Source organism: Streptomonospora sediminis (genome assembly GCF_054778995.1).
The window spans coordinates 26,424-52,780 of the sequence record NZ_BAAGYZ010000126.1 but is presented as its reverse complement, the minus strand read 5'-3'; the positions used below and the strand labels follow the sequence as shown (position 1 = coordinate 52,780).

21 protein-coding genes and 1 tRNA gene are annotated in these 26,357 nt (G+C 68.6%); all 22 read right to left on the bottom strand.

Translation table 11 applies throughout. The annotated features are described in order from the left end of the window. Position 1: 1 nt before the first annotated feature. The 22 genes from rpsC to ACYVD5_RS24750 all read right to left on the bottom strand — a co-directional run bounded on the left by rpsC (position 2) and on the right by ACYVD5_RS24750 (position 26,294). On the bottom strand, positions 2 to 856 hold the full coding sequence (gene rpsC / locus ACYVD5_RS24855) for a 30S ribosomal protein S3 (protein ID WP_461003560.1): 855 nt from the start codon (positions 854 to 856) through the stop codon (positions 2 to 4). Further along, the gene (rplV, locus tag ACYVD5_RS24850; protein WP_461003613.1) at positions 856 to 1,233 is read right to left on the bottom strand and encodes a 50S ribosomal protein L22; all 378 of its coding nucleotides are present in this window, start codon (positions 1,231 to 1,233) and stop codon (positions 856 to 858) included. The genes rpsC and rplV overlap by 1 nt, the downstream gene beginning before the upstream one ends. A 75-nt stretch (positions 1,234 to 1,308) precedes the next feature. Beyond that, positions 1,309 to 1,587, bottom strand: coding sequence for a 30S ribosomal protein S19 (gene rpsS, locus ACYVD5_RS24845; protein ID WP_461003559.1), 279 nt, complete (start codon positions 1,585 to 1,587; stop codon positions 1,309 to 1,311). A gap of 12 nt (positions 1,588 to 1,599) precedes the next feature. Further along, positions 1,600 to 2,433 (bottom strand): 50S ribosomal protein L2, encoded by an 834-nt coding sequence (gene rplB / locus ACYVD5_RS24840; RefSeq protein WP_461003558.1) that lies wholly within the window; start codon positions 2,431 to 2,433, stop codon positions 1,600 to 1,602. Between the two features lie 74 nt (positions 2,434 to 2,507). Next, positions 2,508 to 2,798, bottom strand: a complete 291-nt coding sequence (gene rplW, locus ACYVD5_RS24835) for a 50S ribosomal protein L23 (RefSeq protein WP_461003557.1) — start codon at positions 2,796 to 2,798, stop codon at positions 2,508 to 2,510. Further along, positions 2,795 to 3,469: a 50S ribosomal protein L4 gene (rplD, locus tag ACYVD5_RS24830; RefSeq protein WP_461003556.1), complete on the bottom strand. Its 675-nt coding sequence runs from the start codon at positions 3,467 to 3,469 to the stop codon at positions 2,795 to 2,797. Before rplD ends, rplW begins: the two co-directional genes overlap by 4 nt. 3 nt (positions 3,470 to 3,472) lie before the next feature. Then, positions 3,473 to 4,123: a 50S ribosomal protein L3 gene (gene rplC / locus ACYVD5_RS24825; RefSeq protein ID WP_461003555.1), complete on the bottom strand. Its 651-nt coding sequence runs from the start codon at positions 4,121 to 4,123 to the stop codon at positions 3,473 to 3,475. A 13-nt stretch (positions 4,124 to 4,136) separates the two neighbouring features. Beyond that, complete coding sequence (gene rpsJ / locus ACYVD5_RS24820) at positions 4,137 to 4,445, bottom strand: 30S ribosomal protein S10 (protein ID WP_017621536.1); 309 nt, start codon at positions 4,443 to 4,445, stop codon at positions 4,137 to 4,139. A 253-nt stretch (positions 4,446 to 4,698) separates the two neighbouring features. Beyond that, positions 4,699 to 5,892: an elongation factor Tu gene (gene tuf, locus ACYVD5_RS24815; RefSeq protein ID WP_461003554.1), complete on the bottom strand. Its 1,194-nt coding sequence runs from the start codon at positions 5,890 to 5,892 to the stop codon at positions 4,699 to 4,701. Between the two features lie 52 nt (positions 5,893 to 5,944). Beyond that, on the bottom strand, positions 5,945 to 8,059 hold the full coding sequence (gene fusA / locus ACYVD5_RS24810; protein ID WP_461003553.1) for an elongation factor G: 2,115 nt from the start codon (positions 8,057 to 8,059) through the stop codon (positions 5,945 to 5,947). A 46-nt stretch (positions 8,060 to 8,105) separates the two neighbouring features. Beyond that, the gene (rpsG, locus tag ACYVD5_RS24805) at positions 8,106 to 8,576 is read right to left on the bottom strand and encodes a 30S ribosomal protein S7 (RefSeq protein WP_461003552.1); all 471 of its coding nucleotides are present in this window, start codon (positions 8,574 to 8,576) and stop codon (positions 8,106 to 8,108) included. A 2-nt stretch (positions 8,577 to 8,578) separates the two neighbouring features. Further along, the gene (gene rpsL, locus ACYVD5_RS24800) at positions 8,579 to 8,950 is read right to left on the bottom strand and encodes a 30S ribosomal protein S12 (RefSeq protein WP_461003551.1); all 372 of its coding nucleotides are present in this window, start codon (positions 8,948 to 8,950) and stop codon (positions 8,579 to 8,581) included. A gap of 504 nt (positions 8,951 to 9,454) precedes the next feature. Continuing rightward, positions 9,455 to 13,360, bottom strand: coding sequence for a hypothetical protein (locus tag ACYVD5_RS24795; protein ID WP_461003550.1), 3,906 nt, complete (start codon positions 13,358 to 13,360; stop codon positions 9,455 to 9,457). Between the two features lie 180 nt (positions 13,361 to 13,540). Next, positions 13,541 to 17,416 (bottom strand): DNA-directed RNA polymerase subunit beta', encoded by a 3,876-nt coding sequence (locus ACYVD5_RS24790; protein WP_461003549.1) that lies wholly within the window; start codon positions 17,414 to 17,416, stop codon positions 13,541 to 13,543. A 34-nt stretch (positions 17,417 to 17,450) separates the two neighbouring features. Further along, positions 17,451 to 20,918, bottom strand: a complete 3,468-nt coding sequence (rpoB, locus tag ACYVD5_RS24785; protein ID WP_461003548.1) for a DNA-directed RNA polymerase subunit beta — start codon at positions 20,916 to 20,918, stop codon at positions 17,451 to 17,453. Positions 20,919 to 21,785: 867 nt separating this feature from the next. Then, complete coding sequence (gene rplL / locus ACYVD5_RS24780; RefSeq protein ID WP_461003547.1) at positions 21,786 to 22,172, bottom strand: 50S ribosomal protein L7/L12; 387 nt, start codon at positions 22,170 to 22,172, stop codon at positions 21,786 to 21,788. 90 nt (positions 22,173 to 22,262) lie between these two features. Then, entirely contained in the window at positions 22,263 to 22,796 is a 534-nt protein-coding gene (gene rplJ, locus ACYVD5_RS24775) for a 50S ribosomal protein L10 (protein WP_461003546.1), read from the bottom strand. Between the two features lie 565 nt (positions 22,797 to 23,361). Continuing rightward, positions 23,362 to 24,063: a 50S ribosomal protein L1 gene (gene rplA, locus ACYVD5_RS24770; RefSeq protein ID WP_461003545.1), complete on the bottom strand. Its 702-nt coding sequence runs from the start codon at positions 24,061 to 24,063 to the stop codon at positions 23,362 to 23,364. Between the two features lie 79 nt (positions 24,064 to 24,142). Next, the gene (rplK, locus tag ACYVD5_RS24765; RefSeq protein ID WP_461003544.1) at positions 24,143 to 24,571 is read right to left on the bottom strand and encodes a 50S ribosomal protein L11; all 429 of its coding nucleotides are present in this window, start codon (positions 24,569 to 24,571) and stop codon (positions 24,143 to 24,145) included. Between the two features lie 287 nt (positions 24,572 to 24,858). Further along, the gene (nusG, locus tag ACYVD5_RS24760) at positions 24,859 to 25,686 is read right to left on the bottom strand and encodes a transcription termination/antitermination protein NusG (protein WP_461003543.1); all 828 of its coding nucleotides are present in this window, start codon (positions 25,684 to 25,686) and stop codon (positions 24,859 to 24,861) included. A gap of 135 nt (positions 25,687 to 25,821) precedes the next feature. After that, entirely contained in the window at positions 25,822 to 26,106 is a 285-nt protein-coding gene (gene secE, locus ACYVD5_RS24755; protein ID WP_461003542.1) for a preprotein translocase subunit SecE, read from the bottom strand. Between the two features lie 115 nt (positions 26,107 to 26,221). After that, a tRNA-Trp gene (locus ACYVD5_RS24750) sits at positions 26,222 to 26,294 on the bottom strand. Between the last annotated feature and the right edge of the window lie 63 nt (positions 26,295 to 26,357).

Genomic DNA, 26,357 nt, shown 5'->3' with positions numbered 1-26,357 from the left:
GTCAGCTCCCCTCGTTCCCGGACTTCTCGGCGCCCTGGCCGCCGGCCTCGGCCGAAGCTCCGGCCTTGGCCTCGCCGCCCTGGGCACCGCCCTGGCCGCCTGCTGTACCGCCGCGACGGCGGCGCTGCGGACGCTCGCGGCGCTGAGCGGCTCCACCGCCGCCACCGCCGCCACCGCTGCCGCCAGGGGCGCGCTGCGCGGCCTGTGCGGCCTCGCGCTCGGCCCGGGTCGCGGGGGCGTCGCCCTTGTAGATCCAGACCTTCACGCCGATACGGCCGAAGGTGGTGCGGGCCTCGAAGAAGCCGTAGTCGATGTCGGCGCGGAGCGTGTGCAGGGGCACGCGGCCCTCGCGGTAGAACTCCGAACGCGACATCTCAGCGCCACCGAGGCGCCCGCCGCACTGGATGCGGATGCCCTTGGCACCGCTCTTCATTGCACTCTGCATGGCCTTGCGCATTGCCCGGCGGAACGCGACTCGGCTGGACAGCTGCTCCGCAACACCCTGGGCGACGAGCTGAGCGTCGGTCTCGGGGTTCTTGACCTCAAGAATGTTGAGCTGGACCTGCTTCTTGTTGGTCAGCTTCTCGAGGTCGGCGCGGATGCGGTCGGCCTCCGAACCGCGGCGGCCGATGACGATGCCCGGCCGGGCGGTGTGGATGTCGACGCGGACACGCTCACGGGTGCGCTCGATCTCAACCTTGGAGATCCCGGCGCGCTCCATGCCGCGGTTCAGCATCCGGCGGATGGCCACGTCTTCCTTGACGTAGTCCTTGTACAGCTTGTCGGCATACCACCGGGTCTTGTAGTCGGTGGTAATCCCGAGTCGGAACCCGTGCGGGTTGACCTTCTGCCCCACTATCGGGTCCTCTCCTTCGTCTTGGTCGACGAGGCGCTCGCGGTCTCCCGCGGCTCAACGACCACAGTGATGTGGCTCGTCCGCTTGGTGACCCGGAACGCACGGCCGAAGCCGCGCGGCATGATGCGCTTCAGGGTCGGACCTTCGTCGACCCACGCGCCACCAACCACCAGCGTCTCGCGGTCCAGCTTGTCGTTGTGCTCGGCATTGGCGATGGCGCTCGCGAGCACCTTGCCCACCGGTTCGCTCGCCGCTTGCGGCGCGAACCGGAGCACCGCCTGTGCCTCGTCAGCGGGCAACCCGCGAATAAGGTCCACCACCCGGCGGGCCTTTCGGGGCGTAACACGGATGAACCGTGCCTGTGCCCTCGTTCCCATCGCTTTTCCCTCGCTCACGGAAATCACCCCCACGCACCGTGGGGTAAATAACGGTTCTTACTCCAACTGCAACCGCTAGCGGCGGCTACGGCGGTCTTCCTTGACGTGGCTGCGGAAAGTGCGCGTTGGAGCGAACTCGCCGAGCTTGTGACCGACCATCGACTCGGAAACGAACACCGGGACGTGCTTGCGGCCGTCGTGTACGGCGATGGTGTGCCCGATCATCTCGGGGACGACCATGGACCGCCGCGACCACGTCTTGATGACGTTCTTGGAACCCTTCTCGTTCTGAACTTCCACCTTCTTGATGAGGTGGTCGTCGACGAAGGGACCTTTCTTCAGGCTACGTGGCATCCGACGTGCTCCTTACCGCTTCTTCTTGCTACGCCGACGCACGATGAGCCGGTCACTGGGCTTGTTCGGCTTGCGGGTACGGCCCTCGGGCTGCCCCCAAGGGCTGACCGGGTGCCGGCCGCCCGAGCTCTTGCCCTCGCCACCGCCGAGCGGGTGGTCCACCGGGTTCATGGCGACACCGCGGACCGTGGGGCGCTTGCCGCGCCAGCGGTTGCGGCCGGCCTTGCCCCACCGGATGTTGGACTGCTCGGCGTTGCCCACCTGGCCGACGGTGGCGCGGCAGGTCACTTCGACCTGGCGCATTTCACCGGAGGGCATACGCAGCGTGGCGTACTTGCCCTCCTTGGCCAGCAGCTGGATCTGCGTGCCGGCGGAGCGGCCCAGCTTGGAGCCGCCGCCCGGCTTCAGTTCGACCGCGTGCACGAAGGTACCCGTGGGGATGTTGCGCAGCGGGAGGCAGTTGCCCGGCTTGATGTCCGAGCCGGGACCGTTCTCGACCCGGTCGCCCTGCTTGAGGCCGGCGGGCGCCAGGATGTAGCGCTTCTCGCCGTCAACGTAGTGCAGCAGCGCGATCCGCGCGGTGCGGTTCGGGTCGTACTCGATGTGGGCGACCTTGGCGGGAACGCCGTCCTTGTCGTGGCGACGGAAGTCGATCACGCGGTACGCCCGCTTGTGGCCGCCGCCCTGGTGCCGGGCCGTGATGCGGCCCTGCCGGTTGCGTCCGCCCTTGGAGTGCAGCGGCCGCACCAGCGACTTCTCCGGGTGGTCGCGCGTGATCTCGACAAAGTCGGCCACGCTCGACTCGCGGCGACCCGCTGAGGTCGGCTTGTACTTACGAATGCCCATCTTCTTCGCGCATTCCTTTACGTGTTACGTATTGCGATCGCTCGGGTGTCCGGCCCGCCTTGGCGGCGGATCGGTCACACGCCGAAGATGTCGATCCGGTCGCCTTCGCGCAGACTCACGATCGCCCGCTTGGTGTCGGGGCGCTTGCCGTACCCGAACCGGGTCCGCTTGCGCTTGCCGGTGCGGTTGATCGTGTTCACGCTGTCGACCTTCACATCGAAGATCTTCTCGACCGCGATCTTGATCTGCGTCTTGTTGGCCGACGGCTGCACCAGGAACGTGTACTGGTTGCGGTCCATCAGCCCGTAGCTCTTCTCGGAGATCACCGGCTCGATGATCACGTCCCGAGGGTCGGGGATCCTCACTGGTCCTCCTCCTGCTCTCCGCGCGCCGCCTTGGCGGTGCCCTGAGCGTGGGCGAGGAACTCCTCGTAACCGCGCTCGGTGAAGACCACGTCGTCGGAGTACAGCACGTCGCGGGTGTTCACCTGGTCCGCGTCGAGGATGTGCACCTCGGGCAGGTTGCGCAGGGCCAGCCGGTTGCGGCTGTCCTCGCGGTCCAGCACGACGAGCACCTTGTTCGACTCGGTGACCCGGCGCAGCGCCTTCAGCGCGGTCTGGGTGCGCTTGGCTGCGACGTCCTCGCCGACGAACTCGCTGACGATGTGCAGCCGGCCGTGCCGGGCGCGGTCGGACAGCGCCGAACGGACCGCAGCGGCCTTCATCTTCTTGGGGGTCCGCTGGCTGTAGTCACGCGGCTGGGGCCCGTGGACCGTGCCGCCGCCGGCGAACTGCGGGGCGCGGGTCGAGCCCTGGCGGGCGCGGCCGGTGCCCTTCTGGCGGTACGGCTTCTTGCCGCCGCCGCGGACCATGCCCCGGGTCTTGGTGGCGTGGGTGCCCTGCCGGGCAGCCGCCTCCTGGCCCAGGACGACCTGGTGCATCAGCGGAATGTTCGCCTGCCGGTCGAAGATCTCCGCGGGCAGCTCGACGCTACGGCCGGCTTTGCCCTCGGAATCCTTCACCTGGATGGTTGCCATGGCTTACTTTGCCCCCTTCACGGCGGTGCGGACGAGCACCAGCCCGCCGTTGGGGCCGGGAACAGCGCCCTTGACCAGGATCAGGCCCTTCTCAGCGTCCACCGAGTGGACGATGAGGTTCTGAACGGTCTTGCGCACGTTGCCCATGCGCCCGGCCATCCGGGTGCCCTTGAACACGCGCCCGGGCGTGGCGCAGCCGCCGATCGCGCCCGGGGAGCGGTGCTTGCGCTGGGTGCCGTGCGTGGCGCTGAGGCCGCGGAAGCCGTGGCGCTTCATCCCGCCGGCGAAGCCCTTGCCCTTGCTCTTACCCGTGACGTCGACGAGCTCGCCGACCTCGAAGGAGTCGGCGGTGAGCTCCTGGCCGAGCTCGTACTCGGCAGCGTCGCTGGTGCGGACCTCGACGTAGTTGCGGCGCGGGGTGAGATCGTGCTTGCGCAGGTAGTCGCCGAGCGGCTTGTTGACCTTGCGCGGGTTGATCTTCCCGTAACCGATCTGGATGGCGGAGTAGCCATCGGTCTCCGGAGTACGGACGCGCGAAACGACGCACGGACCGGCCTTCAGAACCGTCACGGGCACGATCTTGCCCGCGTCGTCGAAGACCTGGGTCATGCCGAGCTTCTCGCCCAGTACTCCCGTGATCTGCTTGGTGGCCATGTCTGTGCGTCCTTTAAAGCTTGATCTCGATGTCGACGCCGGCCGGGAGATCGAGTCGCATAAGCGAGTCGACGGTCTTCGGCGTCGGGTCGATGATGTCGATCAGCCGCTTGTGTGTGCGCATCTCGAAGTGCTCGCGCGAGTCCTTGTACTTGTGCGGCGAGCGGATGACACAGTAAACGTTCTTCTCCGTCGGCAACGGCACCGGGCCGGCAACGCTTGCGCCGGTCCGCGTCACGGTCTCGACGATCTTTCGAGCCGAGCTGTCGATGACCTCATGGTCATAGGCTTTGAGCCGAATGCGGATCTTCTGTCCCGCCATGGTGGCCTTTTCGTCCTTCGCTTAGTGTCCGTAGTGGCGCGGTGCCGGCATGCCGACACGTGCCCAACAGGGGGTTTTTCGCCCTGGTTGGCTCTATTCACCTGAGAATCTGCAACAGGGCTTTCCCCTGAGGCGCATCACCGCTACAGAGCCCGATGACGTCGTTCATGTCGGGGGCGGCCGGACCGGGTCGACCGGCCGCCCCCGAGGGCGGATCCGGCGTTTCCGCCGGGGCCGCCCCCGCACGTGCGTGCTACTTGATGATCTTGGTCACTCGGCCCGCGCCGACGGTCCGGCCGCCCTCGCGGATGGCGAACCGCAGGCCGTCTTCCATCGCGACCGGCTGGATGAGCTGGACGGACATCTCGGTGTTGTCACCGGGCATGACCATGTCCGTGCCCTCCGGCAGCGTGACGACGCCGGTGACGTCGGTCGTGCGGAAGTAGAACTGCGGACGGTAGTTGTTGAAGAAGGGCGTGTGGCGGCCACCCTCGTCCTTGGACAGGATGACGACCTGCGCCTCGAACTCAGTGTGCGGGGTGGTCGTGCCCGGCTTGATGACAACCTGGCCGCGCTCGACGTCCTCGCGCTTGGTGCCCCGCAGCAGCAGACCGACGTTGTCGCCGGCCTGGCCCTGGTCGAGCAGCTTGCGGAACATCTCAACACCGGTGACGGTGGTGGTCTGCTTCTCGTCCTTGATGCCGACGATGTCGACGGTCTCGTTGACCTTGATGATGCCCCGCTCGACACGGCCGGTGACAACGGTCCCGCGGCCGGTAATCGAGAAGACGTCCTCGATCGGCATCAGGAACGGCTTGTCGACGTCGCGCTCCGGGTTCGGAATCTTCTCGTCGACACCGTTCATCAGCTCAAGGATGTTCTGGCTCCACTCCGGGTCGCCCTCCATCGCCTTGAGCGCGGAGACCTTGACCACCGGAACGTCGTCGCCGGGGAACTCGTACTCGTTGAGCAGTTCGCGGACCTCGAGCTCGACCAGGTCGAAGATCTCGTCGTCGTCGACCATGTCGGCCTTGTTCAGCGCGACGACGATGTAGGGCACGCCGACCTGGCGGGCCAGGAGCACGTGCTCCTTGGTCTGCGGCATCGGGCCATCAGTGGCGGCCACGACGAGAATGGCACCGTCCATCTGCGCCGCACCGGTGATCATGTTCTTCACGTAGTCGGCGTGACCGGGGCAGTCCACGTGCGCGTAGTGGCGCTGCTCGGTCTCGTACTCGACGTGCGCGACGGAGATCGTGATTCCGCGCTCGCGCTCCTCAGGAGCGTTGTCGATGTCCTCGAACGGCGTGAACGGGTTCAGCTCCGGGTACGAGTCGTGCAGAACCTTGGTGATGGCGGCGGTAAGGGTGGTCTTACCGTGGTCGATGTGACCGATGGTGCCGATGTTTACGTGCGGCTTGCTCCGCTCGAACTTGGCCTTCGCCACTGGATTTCTCCTAGACGTACAGGGTTGCTAGCTGACTGGATACGTGTCGCGGTTACTCGCCGCGCGCCTTCGCCACAATCTCTTCTGCGACGCTGGACGGGACCTCCGCGTAGGAGTCGAACACCATCGTGTACGTGGCTCGACCCTGCGTACGGCTGCGCAGGTCTCCCACGTAGCCGAACATCTCCGACAGGGGCACCTGGGCTTGGACCACGCGGGCGCCCGAACGCTCCTCCATCGACTGGATCTGACCGCGCCGGCTGTTCAGATCACCGATCACTTCGCCCATGTAGTCCTCGGGCGTCGTGACCTCCACCGCCATGACCGGCTCCAGCAGAACCGGCTTGGCCTTGCGCGCCGCTTCCTTGAAAGCCATGGAACCGGCGACCTTGAAGGCGAGCTCCGAGGAGTCGACGTCGTGGTACGCGCCGTCCTGCAGCGTCACCTTGATCCCCACCAAGGGGTATCCGGCGAGAATGCCGAATTCGGCGGTCTCCTGGCAGCCCGCATCGACCGAGGGGATGTACTCCCGCGGGATGCGTCCGCCGGTGATGTTGTTGACGAACTCGTAGCCCGCACTGTCGCCGTCGCCGTCGGCCAGCAGCGGCTCCAGGTCGATAACCACGCGGCCGAACTGGCCCTGGCCACCCGTCTGCTTCTTGTGGGTGTAGTCGACCTTCTCGACCTTCTTGCGAATGGTCTCGCGGTAGGCGACCTGCGGGCGGCCGATGTTCGCCTCGACCTTGAAATCGTCGCGCATGCGGTGGACGAACACCTCAAGGTGCAGTTCACCCATGCCCGAGATGACCGTCTGGCCGGTCTCGTCGTCGGTGGACACCCGGAAAGAGGGGTCCTCCTCGACGAGCCGCTGGATGGCGACACCCAGCTTCTCCTGGTCGCTCTTGCTCTTGGGCTCGATGGCGACCTCGATGACCGGGGCCGGGAAGGTCATCGACTCCAGGACGATCGGCGACTGGGAGTCGCACAGCGTCTCGCCCGTGGTGGTGTCCTTCAGACCCATCACGGCCACGATGTCGCCGGCGCCCACGCGCTGGATCTCCTCGCGCTTGTTGGAGTGCATCCGGTAGATCTTGCCGATGCGCTCCTTGCGCCCCTTCACGCCGTTGAGCACCTGCGTTCCGGTTTCCAGCACGCCGGAGTACACCCGGATGTAGGTGAGCTTGCCCAGGTGGGGGTCGCTCATGATCTTGAAGACCAGTGCCGAGAACGGCTCCGACTCGTCCGGGCGCCGGAGCAGTTCGGCCTTCTCGCCCTCGTCCTTGGGGTCGTGGCCCTGGATGGCCTCGACGTCCAGGGGCGCGGGCAGGTACTCGACGACCGCGTCGAGCAGCGGCTGCACGCCCTTGTTCTTGAACGCGGTGCCGCACAGCACCGGAATGGCGGTACCGGCGATCGTCGCCCGCCGGATGGCCGGCTGGATCTGCTCGATCGTGGGCTCGACGCCCTCGAGGTACAGCTCCATGATCTCGTCGTCGGCCTCGGCCAGCGTCTCGATCATCTTGTCGTGTGCCTCGCGGGCGGCCTCGGCGTGGCTGTCGGGGATGTCGACGGTGTCGTACATCTCGCCCAGCTTGGTCTCTTCGCTCCAGACCAGCGCCTTCATGTGCACCAGGTCGATGACGCCCTTGAAGTCGGACTCGGCTCCAATGGGGAGCTGCACCGGCAGCGGGGTGGTGTTGAGGCGGTCGCTGAACATGTCGACACAGCGCTGGAACTCCGCGCCGATCTTGTCCATCTTGTTGATGAAGCAGATCCGCGGAACGCCGTACCGGTCGGCCTGGCGCCACACCTGCTCCGACTGGGGCTCGACACCCTCCTTGGCGTCGAACACCGCGACGGCACCGTCAAGCACACGCAGCGACCGCTCGACCTCGACCGTGAAGTCGACGTGCCCGGGCGTGTCGATGATGTTGACCGTGTGGTCTTTCCAGTGGGTGGTCGTTGCCGCGGACGTGATCGTGATGCCCCGCTGCTGCTCCTCTTTCATCCAGTCCATGGTGGCTGCGCCGTCATGGACCTCGCCCAGCTTGTAGTTCACGCCGGTGTAGTAGAGGATGCGCTCGGTGGTCGTGGTCTTGCCCGCGTCGATGTGCGCCATGATCCCGATGTTGCGGACCTTGGCAAGGTCAAGAGCAGTGGTAGCCATGAGGGCTCGTCTTCTCTCGGTCTCTCGTATCGATAATGCCGCGGGATTACCAGCGGTAGTGGGCGAAGGCCTTGTTGGACTCCGCCATCTTGTGGGTGTCCTCGCGGCGCTTGACGCTGGCGCCGAGTCCGTTGCTGGCGTCGACCAGCTCGTTCATCAGCCGATCCGTCATGGTGGTCTCGCGGCGCTTCCGCGAGTAGGTGACGAGCCAGCGAAGAGCAAGGGTCGTACTGCGGGACGAACGGACCTCGACCGGCACCTGGTAGGTGGCACCGCCGACGCGGCGGCTGCGCACCTCAAGGGCGGGCTTCACGTTGTCCAGCGCACGCTTGAGCACCACGAGGGGGTCCTGGCCGGTCTTCTCGTTCGCACCTTCGAGCGCCTTGTACACGATGCCCTGGGCGATCGAACGCTTGCCGTCGAGCAGCACCTTGTTGATCAGCGAGGTGACGAGCGGCGATCCGTAGACCGGGTCGGTAATGAGCTGGCGCTTCGGCGCCGGGCCTTTGCGCGGCATGCTTACTTCTCCTTCTTAGCGCCGTACCGGCTGCGCGCCTGCTTGCGGTTGCGCACACCCTGGGTGTCGAGGGAGCCGCGGACGATCCGGTAGCGAACACCGGGCAGGTCCTTGACACGACCGCCGCGCACGAGCACGATCGAGTGCTCCTGCAGGTTGTGTCCGATTCCGGGGATGTAGGCCGTGACCTCGATCTGGCTACTCAGCCGCACACGTGCGACCTTGCGAAGGGCGGAGTTCGGCTTCTTCGGCGTAGTGGTGTAGACACGCGTGCACACACCACGACGCTGCGGACTCCCCTTCAGCGCCGGAGTCTTGTTCTTCGCGACCTTGTCCTTTCGGCCCTTTCGGACCAACTGCTGGATGGTGGGCACCGCGTCTCCGTCTTCCTCGTGACCTACGCCGGTTCTTCTTGGCCGTTCTGTGTCCCTGCGACCTGGTGACTCCCCGTCCTCCCCTACCCCCGCACCCGGGCGTGTCGCGCTCTACCCAAGCGTGGCGGAAAACCGGATAACGTCCGACCTTGCGGTCGTTTCTCTGGGAGGAGGTGTCACGCGGCGCGCTCTGCGTTGTGCGGCGAAGGCCGACCGCAAAGTGCGCACGCGCTGACCCGTCGACTCACGGGCACGAATTTACAGAGTACCGAAGGCGGAGTGACAGGTCAAAATGGTGACCGCTCGCCTTGGTACCCACGCTCCGCAGCCTCATGCTGTCGTAGGTCTATACCTAGTGTACGGGCTTTTGCGAGTGCTCGCGCGGCTTTCCCCGCCGATCGCCTCACACCGGCTGCGCAGCGTGCACACAGCACGGACCCCGGCGCAGTGCGTACTGCGCCGGGGTCCGTGCCATGCGCCGGTTGCGGTCGGCCGCAACCGGTGTCAGGAAAGTACGAAAATCCCAACGAAGCTCGCGAGCTCTGCCGCGAACAGGATGATGCCGACCCAGGCGAAGACGGTCCCCAGCTTGACCAGGTTGGCCCCCTCCAGCTCGCCCTGCGAACGCCGGATGGCGCGCCGCGCGCGCGGCCCCATGACCAGCGACGCGATGGACGTGAACAGGCCGATCACCGGCACCAGGCCGGCGATACCCAGCCACAGCGCTGCCGTGGCCTCGGGAGCGGTGTCGGGCCAGTGGTCGATGTTGTCGTAGCCGGGGTAGGGGTCGCCGGACGCACCACCGGGCGGTCCTGCACCGAACCCGGGGAACTCCTCGCTGATGGGGTCGCGCGAGGACCGGCCGCGCCTGCCCCGGTCGTCGGGGGCGCCGTGCTGCTCGCCGTAACCGTCGGGCGCACCCTGGTCCTGATACGCACCGGGCCCATTGGGGTCGGCACTGTACTGGCCGGCGCCATACGGGTCGGACGGCCGGCCGTCGCGCGGGTGGTCCGCAGGCGCGTACGCCTCGGGGCCGGCCGAACCGCGGTGCTCCCCATAGAATCCGTGGTCGCCATAGGCGCCATAGGGGTCGTGGCCGTGCTGCCCCGGCCGGCCGGGGTCGGCGCCCGCTGCACCGTAGGACCCGACATCGAGGGCGGCGGTGTCCATGGCCCCGGAGGCGGAGCGGCCGAGGTCGGCGGAGTCCGGGTCGTAACCGGCCGAGGCGGACAGGCCCGCATAGGCCGCGCCCGGGTCGCCGCCGGCACCGCCGGTCGGCTGCTGCTGCGCACCGCGGCGGTCGCCGGGATCGGCAAGGGGATCGGCGAACCGGTCCCAGCGGTCCTGGGCGGCTGTCTCGTCCGGGAAAGCGGCGTCCTGGAAACCGGCCGCGCCGGGGCCGGCATCCCTGTCCCTGCCGTAGGCGGCGGACGGGTAACCGCCGGCCGCAGCACCCTCGGACGAGCCGTAGGGCCCCGAGGGACCGCCGGCCGGGTACTCGCCGGTGCCGTGGTCGGCGGCCGCCGATGCGGAATACCGGCCGTACTCGCCGTACTCCCCGTACTCGCTGCGGCGCCCGTACTCATCGTCGCGGGAATCGCGGGAGTACTGCCCGTATTCGCCGTATGCCTCGGACCGGCTCGGTTCGCCGTACTCGCCATGCTCGCCATAGTCGCCGTAGGACGGGGCGGAGCCGCGGCGGCCGTGGCCGCCGTCGCCGGAGTCGGCGGGATCGGCACCAGGCTCGGGGCCGCGGAAGTCGGGGCCGAGTTCGTCGCCGAGCGCAGGCATCGCCTGGGTTCCGGGGCCACCGGCACCGGGATCGGTGCCGGCGCCGCCCCACCGGTCGTCGGCCGCCCCCTGCTCGCCCGCAGCCTCATCGGCCCGGGCGCGCGCCTGCTGCGCCGCGATGGCGGCCAGCGGGTCGTCGCCGAGGTCGGTGACCGGGGCGGAGCCGAGCGGTGCGCCGCCCGGATCGGTGCCCGGCTGCTCGGTACCGCCCGCATCGGCTGCGGAGCGGAACGTCTGGGTCGTGTGGTCGGGGGTTCCGCTGCGGCGCTTGCGCTGCGCCTCGGCGACGGCCTCGCGGACGCTCTCGGGCAGCCGGGTGTCGTCGCGGCTGAAGGCCCAGGTGTTGCCGCTGCCGGTACCCAGGTCGCCGCCCCCGGAGGCCGGCTCGCCGCGCTGACCGGACTCGGCGGGTTGCGGGCCCGCCGGGTGGTCGCCACCGGATACGCCGCCCAGCTCATCGGCCGCGGACCCGGTGGACGGACCCGACCGGAGCGGGTCGGCGGCGGAGGGCCCCGACCCGAGCGGGTCGGACGCCGGTGCGCGGGTCTCGCTCCAGGACGCCGCCGACCGGGGGGTATCGCCGCTGTCGGCGTGGATCCGGGAGGAGTACGGCCGCGACAGCTCGTCGTCGTAGCCGCCGCGGTCGCCGGCCGCCGGAGCTGCGCCGGAGGGGCCGGCGGGGTCTGCGGGGCCGATACCGGAGGCGCCGGAGGCACCGGAAGCGTCGAAACGGGGGCCGTCGAGTGGATCGCCGGTGCCCTGCCGGTCGTACGCAGGGCGGCCGCCGGGTTCGGAGTCGAGCCGGTAGGCCGCTCCGGAGGGGTAGCGTTCCGGCTGCACACCGAAGGCGGCAGCGGAGTGGTCGGCTGCGGGGTCGTCGCCGCGCCGCGGCTGCCAGGGCTCGCCGGCGCCGGGCTCGCGAGGGGGCTCGGTGAACCGGTCGCCCTCACCCGCCGGCCCTGCAGGAGCCTCGGGCCCCGGCTGGTAGGGGTAGGCAGCGTTCCCGCGTTCGCCCGCGGGCGCACCGGCGCCCGCAGCGCCCAGTGCGGGATCGGCGCCGTAACCGGGTGTCTCGCCCGCGCGCCACAGATCGGCGCCGGCACCCGGCCCGCCCGACCCGCGCTGGTCGGCGTATGGCGACGCACCGCCGGGCCCGTACGCGGGGTCCGCAGGCCGCCGCGCGGCCGAGTCGCGATCCCAGGCCGGCGTTCCGGACGTTGCGGATGCAGCAGGGGTGTCCCAGGAACCGCGGGACTGCGGGCCATCGGCGGCGGAGGGTCCCGGCCAGGGCGGTGGTCCGGCGTGCTCGCGCCACGGCTCGCCGGTGTTCCGGTCGGCGGTGCCGCCGGTGGGCTCACCGCCGTACGCGGGTTCGCCGGGGTAGGGCCGGGCGGGATCGGGGGGCCGCGGCCCGCCGAGTTCGTCGACCGCTGCATGGCCCTCGGTGGGACTGCGGTCGGCCCAGCGGGCCGGGCCATCGCCGGGCGCCGCGGCAGCACCGGCGGCACCGGCGGCACCGGCGGCACCGGCGGCACCGGCGGCACCGGCGGCACCGGCGGCACCGGGGCCGTCGTACCTGCCGGTGTCACCGTCCCATGGCGCCGGACCGCCCTCCGCCGGGTAAGAGGAGCCGGGCCCGGTGGCCTGCGCGGAGCGGGCCTCGCCGTACTCCGGATCGCCGGCCCGGAACGGCTCGGTGCTGGGACCGGAGCCGCCGGGAACCGCGCCGGAGCGCTGCTGCGAAGCAAAGCCGTCGGCAAGGCGCTCGGGCGGCGGACCCGCCGGGTCGGGGTAGGTCGGGCCGCCCGAACGGTCCGCCGCAGCGGACTCGCCGTGCGAACGCACCGTGGACCCGAACCCGGGGTAGCCGCCGGTGCCCTCGGCGGTGCTCAGCGGCGCCGTGCCAGGTCCGGCGGCCGGGAGGTCCGGCAGCCGGTACCCGCCCACGGTGCTGCCGCCGCTGGAACCGGCCGGATTCCGGGCACCGGATTCGGCGGAGCCGCCCTGTCCGGGCCACGCCGGGGGCCCGGGCTGCGGATCGCGGCCTGCGGCGTCGTGCGCCGGGTCGGGGATCGCCGCAGGACGGCCGCCGGAGAAGTCGGGGTCGCCCGCGGACGGGCGGTCTTCGCCCGTTGCGCCCGTGCTCCCCGCGGGCCCGGTGGGCGCCGCGTAGGGCCGGCTCAACGAGGGCGGCCCCTGCCCGCCGGAGGTGCCGGCCGAGCCGGTGCCGCGCGGTTCGGCGGGCAGCCCGAGGTCGCCCAGTGCCGAAGGATAGGGCTCGGCCATCCCCGGCCGCTCGCCGCTGAGTCCCGGGTAGCCGCCGGTGCTGGGGAACGGTCCCCCCGGACGCTCCGGCTCCGGGGATCTCTGCGGTTGCTGCGGGCCCTGTTGCGTCGCCTGCCCGTCAATGGGCGGCCCGCCGGCAGGGCCCGTTTCGGGCTCCTCTTCGCCGGCCTGCCCGCTCGGTGATGCGCCCAACTGCCCGTCACCCTCTTCGGCCTCGCCGGCCTCGTTGTAGGTGTCCTGATACGCAGACTGTGTCCGGTGGCGGTCGCCGCTGGGCATGAACCACGAGCCCGCGGCATCCTGCCGAGCGCCGGGTCCACTGTCGGACGGCACGTCCCGCTCTCCCCCGTTATCCGTCACTGTCTTCGATCTCCCGACCGCGCGCTTGCGCTGCTGTCCCCATCCAATACGAGTATGCCGATCCACGACGAACGGCGGCAGCCCACCCGGAAAACGGGTGGACTACCGCCGCCGCTCGATAAACCAATCGGTTTCGCCGCTCGACTCTTCAGGTCACCTGTTGTAGGGACCGAAGTCGTACTCCTCCAGCGGCACGGCCTCTCCCGAGCCCTGCCCGAAGGTGTACTCGCTGGGCTCTTCGTAGCCCGACACCGAGTACATGGACGCCTTGGCCTCCTCAGTGGGCTCCACCCGGACGTTGCGGTACTGCGGCAAGCCGGTACCGGCCGGGATGAGCTTACCGATGATGACGTTCTCCTTGAGGCCGACCAGCGGGTCGCTCTTGCCGTGGATGGCGTTCTCGGTGAGCACCCGGGTGGTCTCCTGGAAGGAGGCCGCCGACAGCCACGACTCCGTGGCCAGCGACGCCTTGGTGATACCGAGCAGCACCGGGCGGCCGGCCGCGGGCTGGCCGCCTTCGGACACCACGCGGCGGTTGATGGACTCGAACTTGGGACGCTCGACCATCTCGCCGGGCAGCAGCTCGGAGTCGCCGGACTCCAGGATGTTCACCCGCTTGAGCATCTGCCGCACGATGATCTCGATGTGCTTGTCGTGGATCGAGACACCCTGCGACTTGTAGACCTCCTGCACCTCCGACACCAGGTGCTGCTGCACGGCCCGCGGGCCCTGGATCCGCAGCACCTCGTGCGGGTTGATGGCGCCCTGGATCAGCTGCTGGCCGACACCGACGTGCTCGCCCTCCTCGACAAGGAGCTGGGCGCGCATGGGCACCGGGTAGGCGATCTCGTCGGACCCGTCGTCGGGCACGAGGATGATCTTCCGGCTCTTCTCGGTGTCCTCGATGCGGACGCGGCCCTCAAGCTCGGAGATCGGGGCCACACCCTTGGGGATGCGGGCCTCGAACAGCTCGGTCACACGCGGCAGACCGTGGGTGATGTCCTGGCCGGCCGAACCGCCCATGTGGAAGGTCCGCATGGTCAGCTGGGTGCCGGGCTCACCGATGGACTGCGCCGCGATGATGCCGATGGCCTCGCCGACATCGACGGGCTTGCCGGTGGCCATCGAACGGCCATAGCACGTGGTGCAGACGCCGATCTTGGCCTCGCAGATGAGCGAGCTGCGCACGCGCACCCGCTCGACGCCGTTGGCGACCAGCTTGTCGATGACCGTCTCGGAGGTGTCGGTCAGCGCCGGCACCAGGACCTTGCCGTCGACGATGACGTCCTCGGCGATGGTGCGGCCGAACCCGGTGTTCTCGACGTTGTGCTTGCGCACCACGGTGCCGGCCGCGTTCTTCTCGCCGAACTCGTGCCAGAGCGAGCGGTCGGTACCGCAGTCGATCTCGCGGACGATGACGTCCTGGGCCACGTCGACCAGGCGCCGGGTGAGGTACCCGGAGTCGGCCGTACGCAGCGCGGTGTCGGCCAGACCCTTGCGCTGACCGTGCGTGGAGATGAAGTACTCCAGCACCGACAGGCCCTCGCGGTAGGAGGACTTGATCGGCCGCGGGATGGTCTCGCCCCGGGTGTTGGACACCAGGCCGCGGATACCCGCGATCTGGCGCACCTGCATCGGGTTGCCTCGGGCACCGGAGTTCACCATCATCCACACCGGGTTATCGGCGGGAGCGTTGTCCTCCATGTCCTTGGCGACCTCGTTGGTGGCCTTGGTCCAGATCTCGGTGAGCTCCTGGCGGCGCTCATCGTCGGTGATCAGACCGCGGTCGAACTCGCGCTGGATCTTGTCGGCCTGGCGCTCGTGGCCCTCGAGGATGTCGGTCTTGCGCGGCGGCGCGAGAACATCGGAGATACCGATGGTCAGCCCCGACCGGGTGGCCCAGTGGTACCCGGCGTCCTTGAGCGCGTCCAGGGTGGTCGCGACGTGGACCTTCGGGTAGTTCTCGGCGAGCTCGTTGACCAGGCTGGAGACCTGCTTCTTGCCCACCTGGTAGTTCACGAACGGGTAGTCCGTGGGCGTGGTCTCGTTGAAGAGGTAGCGCCCCAGGGTGGTTTCGAGAATGTAGGGCTCGCCGGGCTCGTGGCCCTCGGGCTCGACCCAGTCGCGCGGCGGCAGCACATCGCCGTCGACGCGGAGCTTGATCTTCGCCTGCAGGTCGAGCTCGCCCAGGTCGTAGGCCATGATGGCCTCGGACGGGTTGCGGAACGCCTGGCCCTCCCCCTGCGCACCCTCCTTGAGGGTGGTCAGGTAGTACAGCCCGATGATCATGTCCTGGGTGGGCATGGTGACGGGCTTGCCGTCGGAGGGCTTGAGGATGTTGTTGGTGGCCAGCATCAGCAGCCGCGCCTCGGCCTGGGCCTCGGACGACAGCGGCAGGTGGACGGCCATCTGGTCACCGTCGAAGTCGGCGTTGAACGCGGTGCACACCAGCGGGTGGATCTGGATGGCCTTGCCTTCGACCAGCTGCGGCTCGAAGGCCTGGATGCCCAGGCGGTGGAGTGTCGGCGCGCGGTTGAGCAGCACCGGGTGCTCGGTGATGACCTCTTCGAGGACATCCCAGACCACCGGGCGGGAACGCTCGACCATGCGCTTGGCGCTCTTGATGTTCTGCGCGTGGTTCAGGTCGACCAGGCGCTTCATCACGAACGGCTTGAACAGCTCCAGCGCCATCTGCTTGGGCAGGCCGCACTGGTGCAGCTTGAGCTGCGGACCCACGACGATGACCGAACGGCCGGAGTAGTCGACGCGCTTACCCAGCAGGTTCTGCCGGAACCGGCCCTGCTTGCCCTTGAGCATGTCGGACAGCGACTTCAGCGGGCGGTTGCCCGGTCCGGTGACCGGACGGCCGCGGCGGCCGTTGTCGAACAGTGCGTCGACGGCCTCCTGCAGCATCCGCTTCTCGTTGTTGACGATGATCTCGGGGGCGCCGAGGTCGAGCAGCCGCTTGAGGCGGTTGTTCCGGTTGATGACCCGGCGGTACAGGTCGTTCAGGTCGGACGTGGCGAACCGGCCGCCGTCGAGCTGCACCATCGGACGCAGGTCCGGCGGGATGACCGGGATGCAGTCCAGCACCATGCCCATGGGGCTGTTGCGGGTGTTCAGGAACGCCGAGACGACCTTGAGCCGCTTGAGCGCGCGCGCCTTCTTCTGGCCCTTGCCGCTGCGGATGGTCTCGCGCAGCCGCTCGGCCTCGGCGTCGAGGTCGAAGTTGGCCAGGCGCTCCTGGATCGCCTGAGCGCCCATGCCGCCGCGGAAGTACTTACCGAAGCGGTCCCGCATTTCGCGGTAGAGCATTTCATCGCCCTCAAGGTCCTGCACCTTGAGGTTCTTGAACCGGTTCCAGACCTCTTCGAGCCGGTCGATCTCGCGCTGCACCCGGTCGCGGATCTGGCGCATCTCGCGTTCGGCGGACTCGCGGACCTTGCGCCGCGCGTCGCCCTTGGCGCCCTGCTCCTCGAGTTCGGCGAGGTCGGCCTCAAGCTTCTTGTGGCGTTCCTCGACCGTGGTGTCGCGGCGCTGTTCAAGGTGCTGGCGCTCGACGGCGATACGCGCCTCGAGCGACTGCAGGTCGCGCTCGCGGGCCTCGGTGTCGACCCAGGTGACCATGTAGGCGGCGAAGTAGATGATCTTCTCGAGATCCTTCGGGGCCAGGTCCAGCAGGTAGCCCAGGCGGCTGGGCACGCCCTTGAAGTACCAGATGTGGGTCACCGGGGCGGCGAGCTCGATGTGGCCCATCCGCTCGCGCCGGACCTTGGCCCGGGTGACCTCGACACCGCAGCGCTCGCAGATGATGCCCTTGAAGCGGACCCGCTTGTATTTACCGCAGTAGCACTCCCAGTCGCGGGTCGGGCCGAAGATCTTCTCGCAGAAGAGCCCGTCCTTTTCCGGCTTAAGAGTCCGGTAGTTGATGGTTTCCGGCTTTTTGACCTCGCCGTGCGACCACTGGCGGATCTCGTCAGCGGTCGCGAGGCCAATCCGGAGCTCGTCAAAGAAGTTGACGTCGAGCACTTAATTCGTCCCCTGCTCTTGAAGATCGCGGAAGTTAGACCTCTTCGACACTGCTCGGCTCGCGCCGCCCCAGGTCGATACCCAGTTCCTCCGCTGCCCGGAAGACGTCCTCATCCGTATCCCGCATCTCGATGGACATACCGTCACTGGACAGCACCTCCACATTCAGACAGAGCGACTGCATCTCCTTGATGAGCACCTTGAAGGATTCAGGGATGCCCGGTTCGGGGATGTTTTCGCCCTTTACGATCGCTTCGTAGACCTTCACGCGGCCCAGGACGTCGTCGGACTTGATCGTCAGCAGCTCCTGCAGGGCGTAGGCGGCGCCGTAGGCCTCAAGGGCCCAGACCTCCATCTCGCCGAAGCGCTGGCCGCCGAACTGCGCCTTACCGCCCAGCGGCTGCTGGGTGATCATCGAGTACGGGCCGGTGGAGCGTGCGTGGATCTTGTCGTCGACCAGGTGGTGGAGCTTGAGGAAGTAGGTGTAGCCCACCGCGATCGGCTCGGCGAACGGCTCGCCGGTACGGCCGTCGTACAGCTGCGCCTTGCCGTGCTCGTCGATCAGCCGCACGCCGTCCTCGTTGGGCAGGCTGGAGGCCAGCAGACCGCCGATCTCCTCCTCGCGCAGGCCGTCGAAGACCGGAGTGGCGAGCTTGGTGCCGGGCGGGATGTCGGAAGTCCCGATGGCTTCCATCGCCTGCTTCCACTCGGCGTCGTTGCCCTCGACCTTCCACCCGTTCTGGGCGAGCCAGCCCAGGTGGATCTCCAGGATCTGCCCGACGTTCATCCGCCCCGGCACACCGAGGGGGTTGAGCACGATGTCGACAGGGGTGCCGTCCTCCATGAACGGCATGTCCTCCTGCGGCAGGATCTTGGCGATGACGCCCTTGTTGCCGTGGCGGCCGGCGAGCTTGTCGCCGTCGGTGATCTTGCGCTTCTGCGCGACGTAGACCCGGACCAGCTCGTTGACGCCGGGCGGGAGCTCGTCGCCGTCCTCGCGGCTGAACACGCGCACGCCGATGACCTTGCCGGACTCGCCGTGGGGCACCTTCAGCGAGGTGTCGCGGACCTCGCGTGCTTTCTCGCCGAAGATCGCGCGCAGCAGCCGTTCCTCGGGGGTGAGCTCGGTTTCGCCCTTGGGCGTGACCTTGCCGACGAGGATGTCGCCGTCGATGACCTCGGCACCGATCCGGATGATCCCGCGGTCGTCGAGGTCGGCAAGGACCTCCTCGCTGACGTTGGGGATCTCGCGGGTGATCTCTTCGGGGCCCAGCTTGGTGTCGCGGGCGTCGACCTCGTGTTCCTCGATGTGGATCGAGGACATGACGTCGTCCTGGACCAGGCGCTGCGAGAGGACGATGGCGTCCTCGTAGTTGTGGCCCTCCCACGACATGTAGGCCACGAGCAGGTTCTTGCCCAGCGACATCTCGCCCTTGTCGGTGGACGGGCCGTCGGCGAGCACCTGGCTCTCCTCGACCCGCTGGCCGTCGTCGACGATCGGGCGCTGGTTGAAGCACGTGCCCTGGTTGCTGCGGCGGAACTTGCCGAGCCGGTAGGTCTTGCGGGTGCCGTCGTCGGCCATCACGGTGACGTAGTCGGCCGTGACGTCCTCGACCACGCCGGCCTTCTCGGCGAGGACGACATCGCCGGCGTCGGTGGCGGCCCGGTACTCCATGCCGGTACCCACCAGCGGCGATTCGGCGCGCAGCAGCGGCACCGCCTGGCGCTGCATGTTGGAACCCATCAGCGCGCGGTTGGCGTCGTCGTGCTCCAGGAAGGGGATCATGGCCGTGGCCACCGACACCATCTGGCGCGGCGAGACGTCCATGTACTCGACTTCGCTGGTGTAGACGGCCTCGAACTCCCCGCCCTTGCGGCGGACGAGCACACGATCTTCGGTGAAGTGGCCGTCGGCATCGACCGGGGTGTTGGCCTGGGCGATGACGTAGCGGTCTTCTTCGTCGGCGGTGAGGTAGACGACCTCGTCGCTCAGCCTGTTGTTGATGACCTTGCGGTACGGGGTCTCGATGAAGCCGAACGAGTTGACGCGCCCGTAGCCGGCCAGCGAGCCGATCAGACCGATGTTGGGACCCTCAGGGGTCTCGATCGGGCACATGCGGCCGTAGTGCGACGGGTGCACGTCGCGGACCTCGAAGCCGGCGCGCTCACGGGAGAGACCGCCCGGGCCCAGCGCCGAGAGGCGGCGCTTGTTGGTGAGCCCCGCAAGCGGGTTGGTCTGGTCCATGAACTGCGACGACTGGCTGGTGCCGAAGAACTCCTTGATGGAGGCGACGACCGGCCGGATGTTGATCAGGGTCTGCGGCGTGATGGCCTCGACGTCCTGGGTGGTCATCCGCTCGCGGACGACGCGCTCCATGCGGGCCAGCCCCAGCCGGACCTGGTTCTGGATCAGTTCGCCGACGGTACGCAGGCGGCGGTTGCCGAAGTGGTCGATGTCGTCGGTCTCGATCGGCCGCGGCCCCTGGGCGGCGTCGAGCTCTTCCTCGCCGGCGTGCAGCCGGACGAGGTAGTCGACCGTTGCGACGATGTCGTCCTCGGTCAGCGTGCCCTGGCCGAACTCGGCGTCGACACCCAGCTTCTTGTTGATCTTGTAGCGGCCGACCTTGGCGAGGTCGTAGCGCTTCGGGTTGAAGTAGAGGTTCTCCAACAGCGCCTGGGCGGACTCCTTGGTCGGCGGCTCGCCCGGACGCAGCTTGCGGTAAATGTCCAGGAGGGCGTCGTCGGTCCCCGCTGTGGGGTCCTTCTCCAGGGTGTTGCGGATGGACTCGTAGCCGCCGAAGCGCTCCAGGATCTGGTCGGTGGTCCATCCCAGCGCCTTGAGCAGGACGGTGACGCCCTGCTTGCGCTTGCGGTCGATGCGGACACCGACGAAGTCGCGCTTGTCGACCTCGAACTCCAGCCAGGCGCCGCGCGACGGGATGACCTTGCAGCCGTACAGGTCCTTGTCCGAGGTCTTGTCGACCTGGCGGTCGAAGTACACGCCGGGCGAGCGGACAAGCTGGGACACCACGACGCGCTCGGTGCCGTTGATGATGAACGTGCCCTTGCCGGTCATGAGCGGGAAGTCGCCCATGAAGACCGTCTGGCTCTTGATCTCACCGGTGTCGTTGTTGATGAACTCCGCCGTGACGAACATCGGGGCGGAGAAGGTCATGTCCTTGTCCTTGCACTCCTCTTCGGAGTACTTGGGCGGCTCGAACCGGTGGTCGCGGAAAGAGAGCGACATCGTGCCGGAGAAGTCCTCAATGGGACTGACCTCCTCGAAGATCTCTTCGAGACCGGACTGCTCCGGAACGTCCTTGCGGCCGGCGTTACGAGCCGCCTCGACTCGGGTACTCCACTTCTCGTTACCGAGCAGCCAGTCGAACGACTCGGTCTGCAGAGCCAGGAGGTTCGGGACTTCGAGTGGTTCCTGAATACGAGCGAAGGAAACGCGGTTCGGACCAAGGGCGTTAGCGGAGGCGTTGCGCGAGGCTGCCAACAGGGGTCCTTCCGAAGGCTTGTGGCGGTTGATGCGCGCGCACGCCGGACGATCCGGAATGTCTGGCCGAGGCCCGCCGATACGGTCGGTCGGGTCTCTTAGTGGGAACGTACGGTGGGGTCCGGGAACACCGAGGGAGCCTCGGAATCCGGCCGCGGAGCACGGACACCGGCACACGGATCGTCAATGGGCAGCGCAAAAGGGCAGTGTAGCCGAAGACTACACCGCTGTCCAACCACAACCCCCGAAGCCACTCACGACACCTCGCAGCATCGCCCCAACAGGCGGATCCGTCAAGCCCGGGCAGCGGCCGACTGCGGGTTCGCGAGCCGTGAGAGGCCCCACAGGAAAAATGGGGTGTGAGCGGCACGGCACGAGGGAAAGCTCCTTCGATCCAGGGGTTGCCGGAACAGTCTCGCAGTGATTGCCGCGGCCGCGTGGCCGCCCCCAGCACAACCGCTGCGGCGCAGGCCTTTCCGCCGGCCGCCAACCTCCGCGAACCGCCCGATCGGGCTGCTTCGGACAAGCCAAATCCGGATTACGGACATGTCCGCGACAGCCACAAAATCGCGTGAGCCGGCCGTGTTCCGCCCGACGCCGAATGGGCCTTCCCCGGGGTACCTGGAACACCCGGAGCCGCCGCAGGCGCTCCAGAAGCGCTCCCATCCCGCTGCGGCGGCCGCCCACCGCCGTCCCCCGGAAGGCACCGCGGAAGACTCCTGCGGGCTCCTGCGCGCGTTTGGGGCGCCGCCCGCGCGCTTGCGCGCGCGGGGTGCAAAAGAGCGAGGGCGGGCGCCCGGCGGGCGCCCGCCCTCGCATACGGACCTGCCGGGCCGCGCCAGGCGGCCGGCGGCGGACCGATCGGTACTACTTGACCGTGACAGTGGCCCCGGAGCCCTCGAGGGCATCCTTGGCCTTGTCGGCGGCCTCCTTGCCGACACCCTCCAGCAGCGCCTTGGGAGCGTTGTCGACGAGGTCCTTGGCCTCCTTGAGGCCCAGGCTGGTCAGCCCGCGGACCTCCTTGATGACCTGGATCTTCTTGTCGCCGGCGGACTCGAGGATGACGTCGAACTCCGTCTTCTCCTCTTCCTCCTCGGCCGGGCCGCCACTGGTGGGGGCGGCGACAACGGCGGCGGCCGGAGCGGCGGCCTCGACGTCGAACTTGCTCTCGAATTCCTTGACGAACTCGGACAGCTCGAGGAGGGTCATCTCCGCGAAGGCGCCAAGAAGCTCTTCGTTGCTGATCTTCGCCATGATTGCGGTCTCTCTTTCTCTACGAACACGCGCGCTCTGCGGCGCCGTGCCGAGCCTGACACCGGCGCGGGCACGCCAGCGGGATCGTTCCTAAGCCTCGGCGCCCTCTTGCGCACGCTTGTCGTGCAGCGCCTGAGCGAGCCGCACGGCCTTGAGGGGCAGTGCTTGGAACAGTGCGGCGGCCTGGCCCTGCTTGGACTTCAGCGCGCCGGCCAGCTTCGCGAGGAGCACCTCGCGGGACTCCAGATCGGCCATCTGGGTGATCTGCTCGGGCGTCATGGCTCTCCCGCCGATGACACCACCCTTGATCACCAGCGGCGCGTTCGCCTTCGAAAAGTCACGCAGGCCCTTGGCGGCCTCGACCACGTCCCCGCGGACGAAGGCGATTGCCGAGGGGCCCTCGAACAGGTCCAGGACCTGGTCGTCCAGGCCGGCCTCGGAGGCGGCGATCTTGCTCAGCGTGTTCTTGACGATGCGGAATCGCGCGTTCTGACCGAGGTTGCGGCGCAGCTGTGTCACCTGCGCCACGCTGAGCCCCCGGTATTCGGTCAGCACAGCGCCCTGCGAGCTCTCGAATTCCTCTTTGAGCTCGGCGACCGCGGCTGCCTTGTCCGGCCTCGCCATGGGACTCCTTCCAACAGTGAACGCCGGCTTGCGGCAAAGACCCGGCGATGGGAAGGCTCTGGATCGAGGCACATGAAAAAAGCCCCGGCGCAGGTGTCCGGGGCAACGGCGTTTCGGCCGTGGCTCTCAGCTCACCTGCGCGGGCCGCCCATTCGCATGGGACCTTAGGCCACCTCTTGGGTGGCGACCGGCGGTCTTCGGCAGTTAACAGTCTAACCGACGCGCACGGATGCTCGCCCCGCCCGTGCACAGGGCGGACGACACGAGTGCACCGGAGCGGGCGGTGGACGCCGTAGCGGCGCCGGAAAGTCGCGGCGCCGGAGGCGGGAAACCCGACCCCCCGGCCGGCGCGCAGCGGCGGACCCGAAGCAAGACCGCGGCAGTGCGCCCGGTGCGCCACGTGCCCTGTCGAGGCAGCGGCGGCGCCGTACGGCCGTGCCGCGGTACTGCGATACAGCGGTGCAGCGGTGCGCTGTCTGCTGCGCGGAGCCCGCCGCGCAGCAAAGGGCGCCCCGGGCTCGGCGGAGCCCGGGGCGCCCTTCGTGCTGCCGTCAGCCGGCCACCGTCAGGCGGCGGTGGGCCGGGTGATGTTGGGGTCGACCGGAATGCCCGGAGCCATGGTGGTGGTCAGGGTCGCCCGGCGGAGGTAGCGCCCCTTGGCCGCGGAGGGCTTGAGGCGGAGGACCTCTTCCAGCGCCGCACTGTAGTTCTCGACCAGCTGGGCGTCGTCGAACGACAGCTTGCCGATGATGAAGTGCAGGTTGGCGTGGCGGTCGACACGGAACTCGATCTTGCCGCCCTTGATCTCGGAGACGGCCCTGGCCACATCGGGGGTGACCGTGCCCGTCTTCGGGTTGGGCATCATGCCGCGCGGACCGAGCACGCGGCCCAGACGGCCGACCTTGCCCATCAGGTCCGGGGTGGCCACAACGGCGTCGAAGTCCAGGAAGCCCTTCTGGATCTCCTCGACGAGGTCGTCGTCGCCAACGAAGTCGGCCCCGGCTTCGCGGGCCTGCTCGGCGCGGTCACCGGTGGCGAAGACCAGGACCCGGGCGGTCTTGCCGGTGCCGTGCGGCAGGTTCACGGTGCCGCGGACCATCTGGTCGGCCTTGCGCGGGTCGACACCCAGGCGCAGGGCGACCTCGACGGTCGGGTCGAACTTGACGACGCGGGTTTCCTTGGCCAGCGCGACGGCCTCGACGGGCCCGTACAGCTTGCTGCTGTCGACCCGCCGGCTTGCCTCGCGGTAGTTCTTGCTGCGCTTCACTGCTTCTCCAAACGAGAGATGTGGTGGGGGCCAGCGCGCGGCCCTTCCACGGTTACCCCGGGGTGCTGCGGCCCGCCGGTTACTTGATCTGGATGCCCATCGAGCGGGCGGTGCCCGCCACGATCTTGGTGGCGACGTCCAGGTCCTCGGTGTTGAGGTCGGGCAGCTTGGTCTGCGCGATCTCGCGAACCTGGTCCTCGGACACCGAGCCGGCCGACTTGCGGCTGGGGTCGTTGCTGCCCTTGTCGAGGCCCGCGGCCTTGAGGATCAGCTTGGGCGCCGGCGGCGTCTTGGTGATGAAGGTGAAGGAGCGGTCCTCGTAGATGGTGATCTCTACGGGGATCACGCTGCCGCGCTGGGCCTCTGTAGCAGCGTTGTACTGCTTGCAGAACTCCATGATGTTGACGCCGTGAGGACCGAGCGCGGTACCGACGGGCGGCGCCGGGGTGGCCTGGCCAGCGGGAAGCTGCACCTTGACCAGCGCGGCGATTTTCTTCTTCGGAGGCATATCGGGTCCTTTGCCTGATCTGCTGTGCGTTGTGGATCCCGAACGGCCGTCCCGAGCGGGACGGCCGCAATCGCGGAAGGTCATCGTCCGCGGTGCGGCCACGCCTGCGGCGGGATCCGCGCCCAGGCGTGGAGGTGCCCCGGATGCGGTGCAGCGGGGCACAACAGGCCCGCCCGGCAGGGCGGACCCGTCAAGTCTACGCGCCGGCGGCGGCCGATGGCGCGGCAGCCGTTCGGCGGGAGCCTGCTGAGCTCCCCGTGGTCCCCGGACTCGTGCGGAGCCGGTGCCTAGATCTTGGAAACCTGATTGAAGCCGAGCTCCACCGGGGTTTCGCGGCCGAAGATCGACACCAGCACCTTGAGCTTCTGGGTGTCGGCGTTGATCTCGCTCACCGTGGCGGGCAGGGTCGCGAACGGCCCCTCCATCACGGTCACGGACTCGCCCACCTCGTAGGCGACGTCGGAGCGCGGCTCGACCTTCTCCTTCGCCGGCTGCTCGGGCTGGGCCTCGGGCTCGGGGGCGAGGAGGTCGGCGACCTCCTGCAGGCTCAGCGGCGCGGGCCGGTTGGACAGGCCCACGAAGCCGGTGACACCAGGGGTGTTGCGGATGGCCGCCCACGATTCGTCGGTCAGTTCCAGGCGCACGAGCACGTAGCCGGGCAGCACCTTCTCGGTGACCTGCTGCCGCTTGCCGCTCTTGACCTCGGTGACCTCCTGGGTGGGCACCTCGACCTGGAAGATGTACTCCTCCATGTTGAGCGACTGGGTGCGGCTCTCGACGTTGGCCTTGACGCGGTTTTCGTAACCGGCGTAGGTGTGCACCACATACCAGTCGCCGGGAAGCAGCAGCAGCTCCTGCTTGAACTCCTCGACGGGATCGGCGGGTGTCGCCGCGGCCTCGGCGCCGTCCTCGGCGGCGGTGTCCGCGGGCTCGTCGCCCTCGGGCTCGGCACTGTCGGCCGCAAACTCCTCGGCACCGCCCTGTGCGGGCTCGGCCCCGAGCGCGGCCGCGTCGGCGGGGTCGATGTACTCGGCGCGCTGACCGGCCTCTTCCTCCGACGACTGGTCCGGCTCCTCGGTAGGGAGGTCGCCGGGGCTCAGTGGGGACTCAGACACGGCTGCTCTTTCTCTCGTCGGTTGCGCGCTGGACGGCGCGTTTCGATGGCGCCGCCTCCGGTTACTGCCAGCTTACGGGCTTGCCGGAGGTATCGGGGCCAGGCCGGGGCGGGCGGCGTTTGCCGCACGCAGCCGCTACTGGCCCGGGACCGGCGCCGGCGCCCCTCCACCGCTGGTGTCGGGGGCGAACTGGCCGTAAAGCCATGTGACGGCCTCGCCGAACCCGAAGTCGAGCAGCGAGACGTAACCGACCATGATGAGTACGAACACGATGACCACGATCGTGTAGGTGATGAGCTCGCGCCGCGTGGGCCAGCGGACCTTGCGGAGCTCGCCGACGACCTGCTTGGTGAAGGTCACCGGACCGGTACGGCGCTTCGGCTCCTTCTCCGGCTTGGCGTCCGCGTCAGTCTGAGTCACCTGAGGTCCTTAGGAATCGACGGTTCGGCTGGCACTGTCCCGGCGGAACTGCCTCGATCGAGGAAGCCCACCGCGCCGGTACGCGATGCGCCCTGTCTCGCCCAAGTGTCCTTTGCAGGGCAGGAGGGACTCGAACCCCCAACCGCCGGTTTTGGAGACCGGTGCTCTTCCAATTGAGCCACTGCCCTTCAATGCGGGTACCGCGGTGCCCACAATATCCGCCGATCCGAGTGGATGAGCACGGAGTACAG

Excerpts from the sequence above, each read along its gene's own strand:
- rplV (WP_461003613.1), bottom strand. The coding sequence starts at position 1,233 with ATGGGAACGAGGGCACAGGCACGGTTCATCCGTGTTACGCCCCGAAAG.
- rpsS (WP_461003559.1), bottom strand. The coding sequence starts at position 1,587 with ATGCCACGTAGCCTGAAGAAAGGTCCCTTCGTCGACGACCACCTCATC.
- rplB (WP_461003558.1), bottom strand. The coding sequence starts at position 2,433 with ATGGGCATTCGTAAGTACAAGCCGACCTCAGCGGGTCGCCGCGAGTCG.
- rplD (WP_461003556.1), bottom strand. The coding sequence starts at position 3,469 with ATGGCAACCATCCAGGTGAAGGATTCCGAGGGCAAAGCCGGCCGTAGC.
- rplC (WP_461003555.1), bottom strand. The coding sequence starts at position 4,123 with ATGGCCACCAAGCAGATCACGGGAGTACTGGGCGAGAAGCTCGGCATG.
- rpsJ (WP_017621536.1), bottom strand. The coding sequence starts at position 4,445 with ATGGCGGGACAGAAGATCCGCATTCGGCTCAAAGCCTATGACCATGAG.
- fusA (WP_461003553.1), bottom strand. The coding sequence starts at position 8,059 with ATGGCTACCACTGCTCTTGACCTTGCCAAGGTCCGCAACATCGGGATC.
- rpsG (WP_461003552.1), bottom strand. The coding sequence starts at position 8,576 with ATGCCGCGCAAAGGCCCGGCGCCGAAGCGCCAGCTCATTACCGACCCG.
- rplL (WP_461003547.1), bottom strand. The coding sequence starts at position 22,172 with ATGGCGAAGATCAGCAACGAAGAGCTTCTTGGCGCCTTCGCGGAGATG.
- rplJ (WP_461003546.1), bottom strand. The coding sequence starts at position 22,796 with ATGGCGAGGCCGGACAAGGCAGCCGCGGTCGCCGAGCTCAAAGAGGAA.
- rplK (WP_461003544.1), bottom strand. The coding sequence starts at position 24,571 with ATGCCTCCGAAGAAGAAAATCGCCGCGCTGGTCAAGGTGCAGCTTCCC.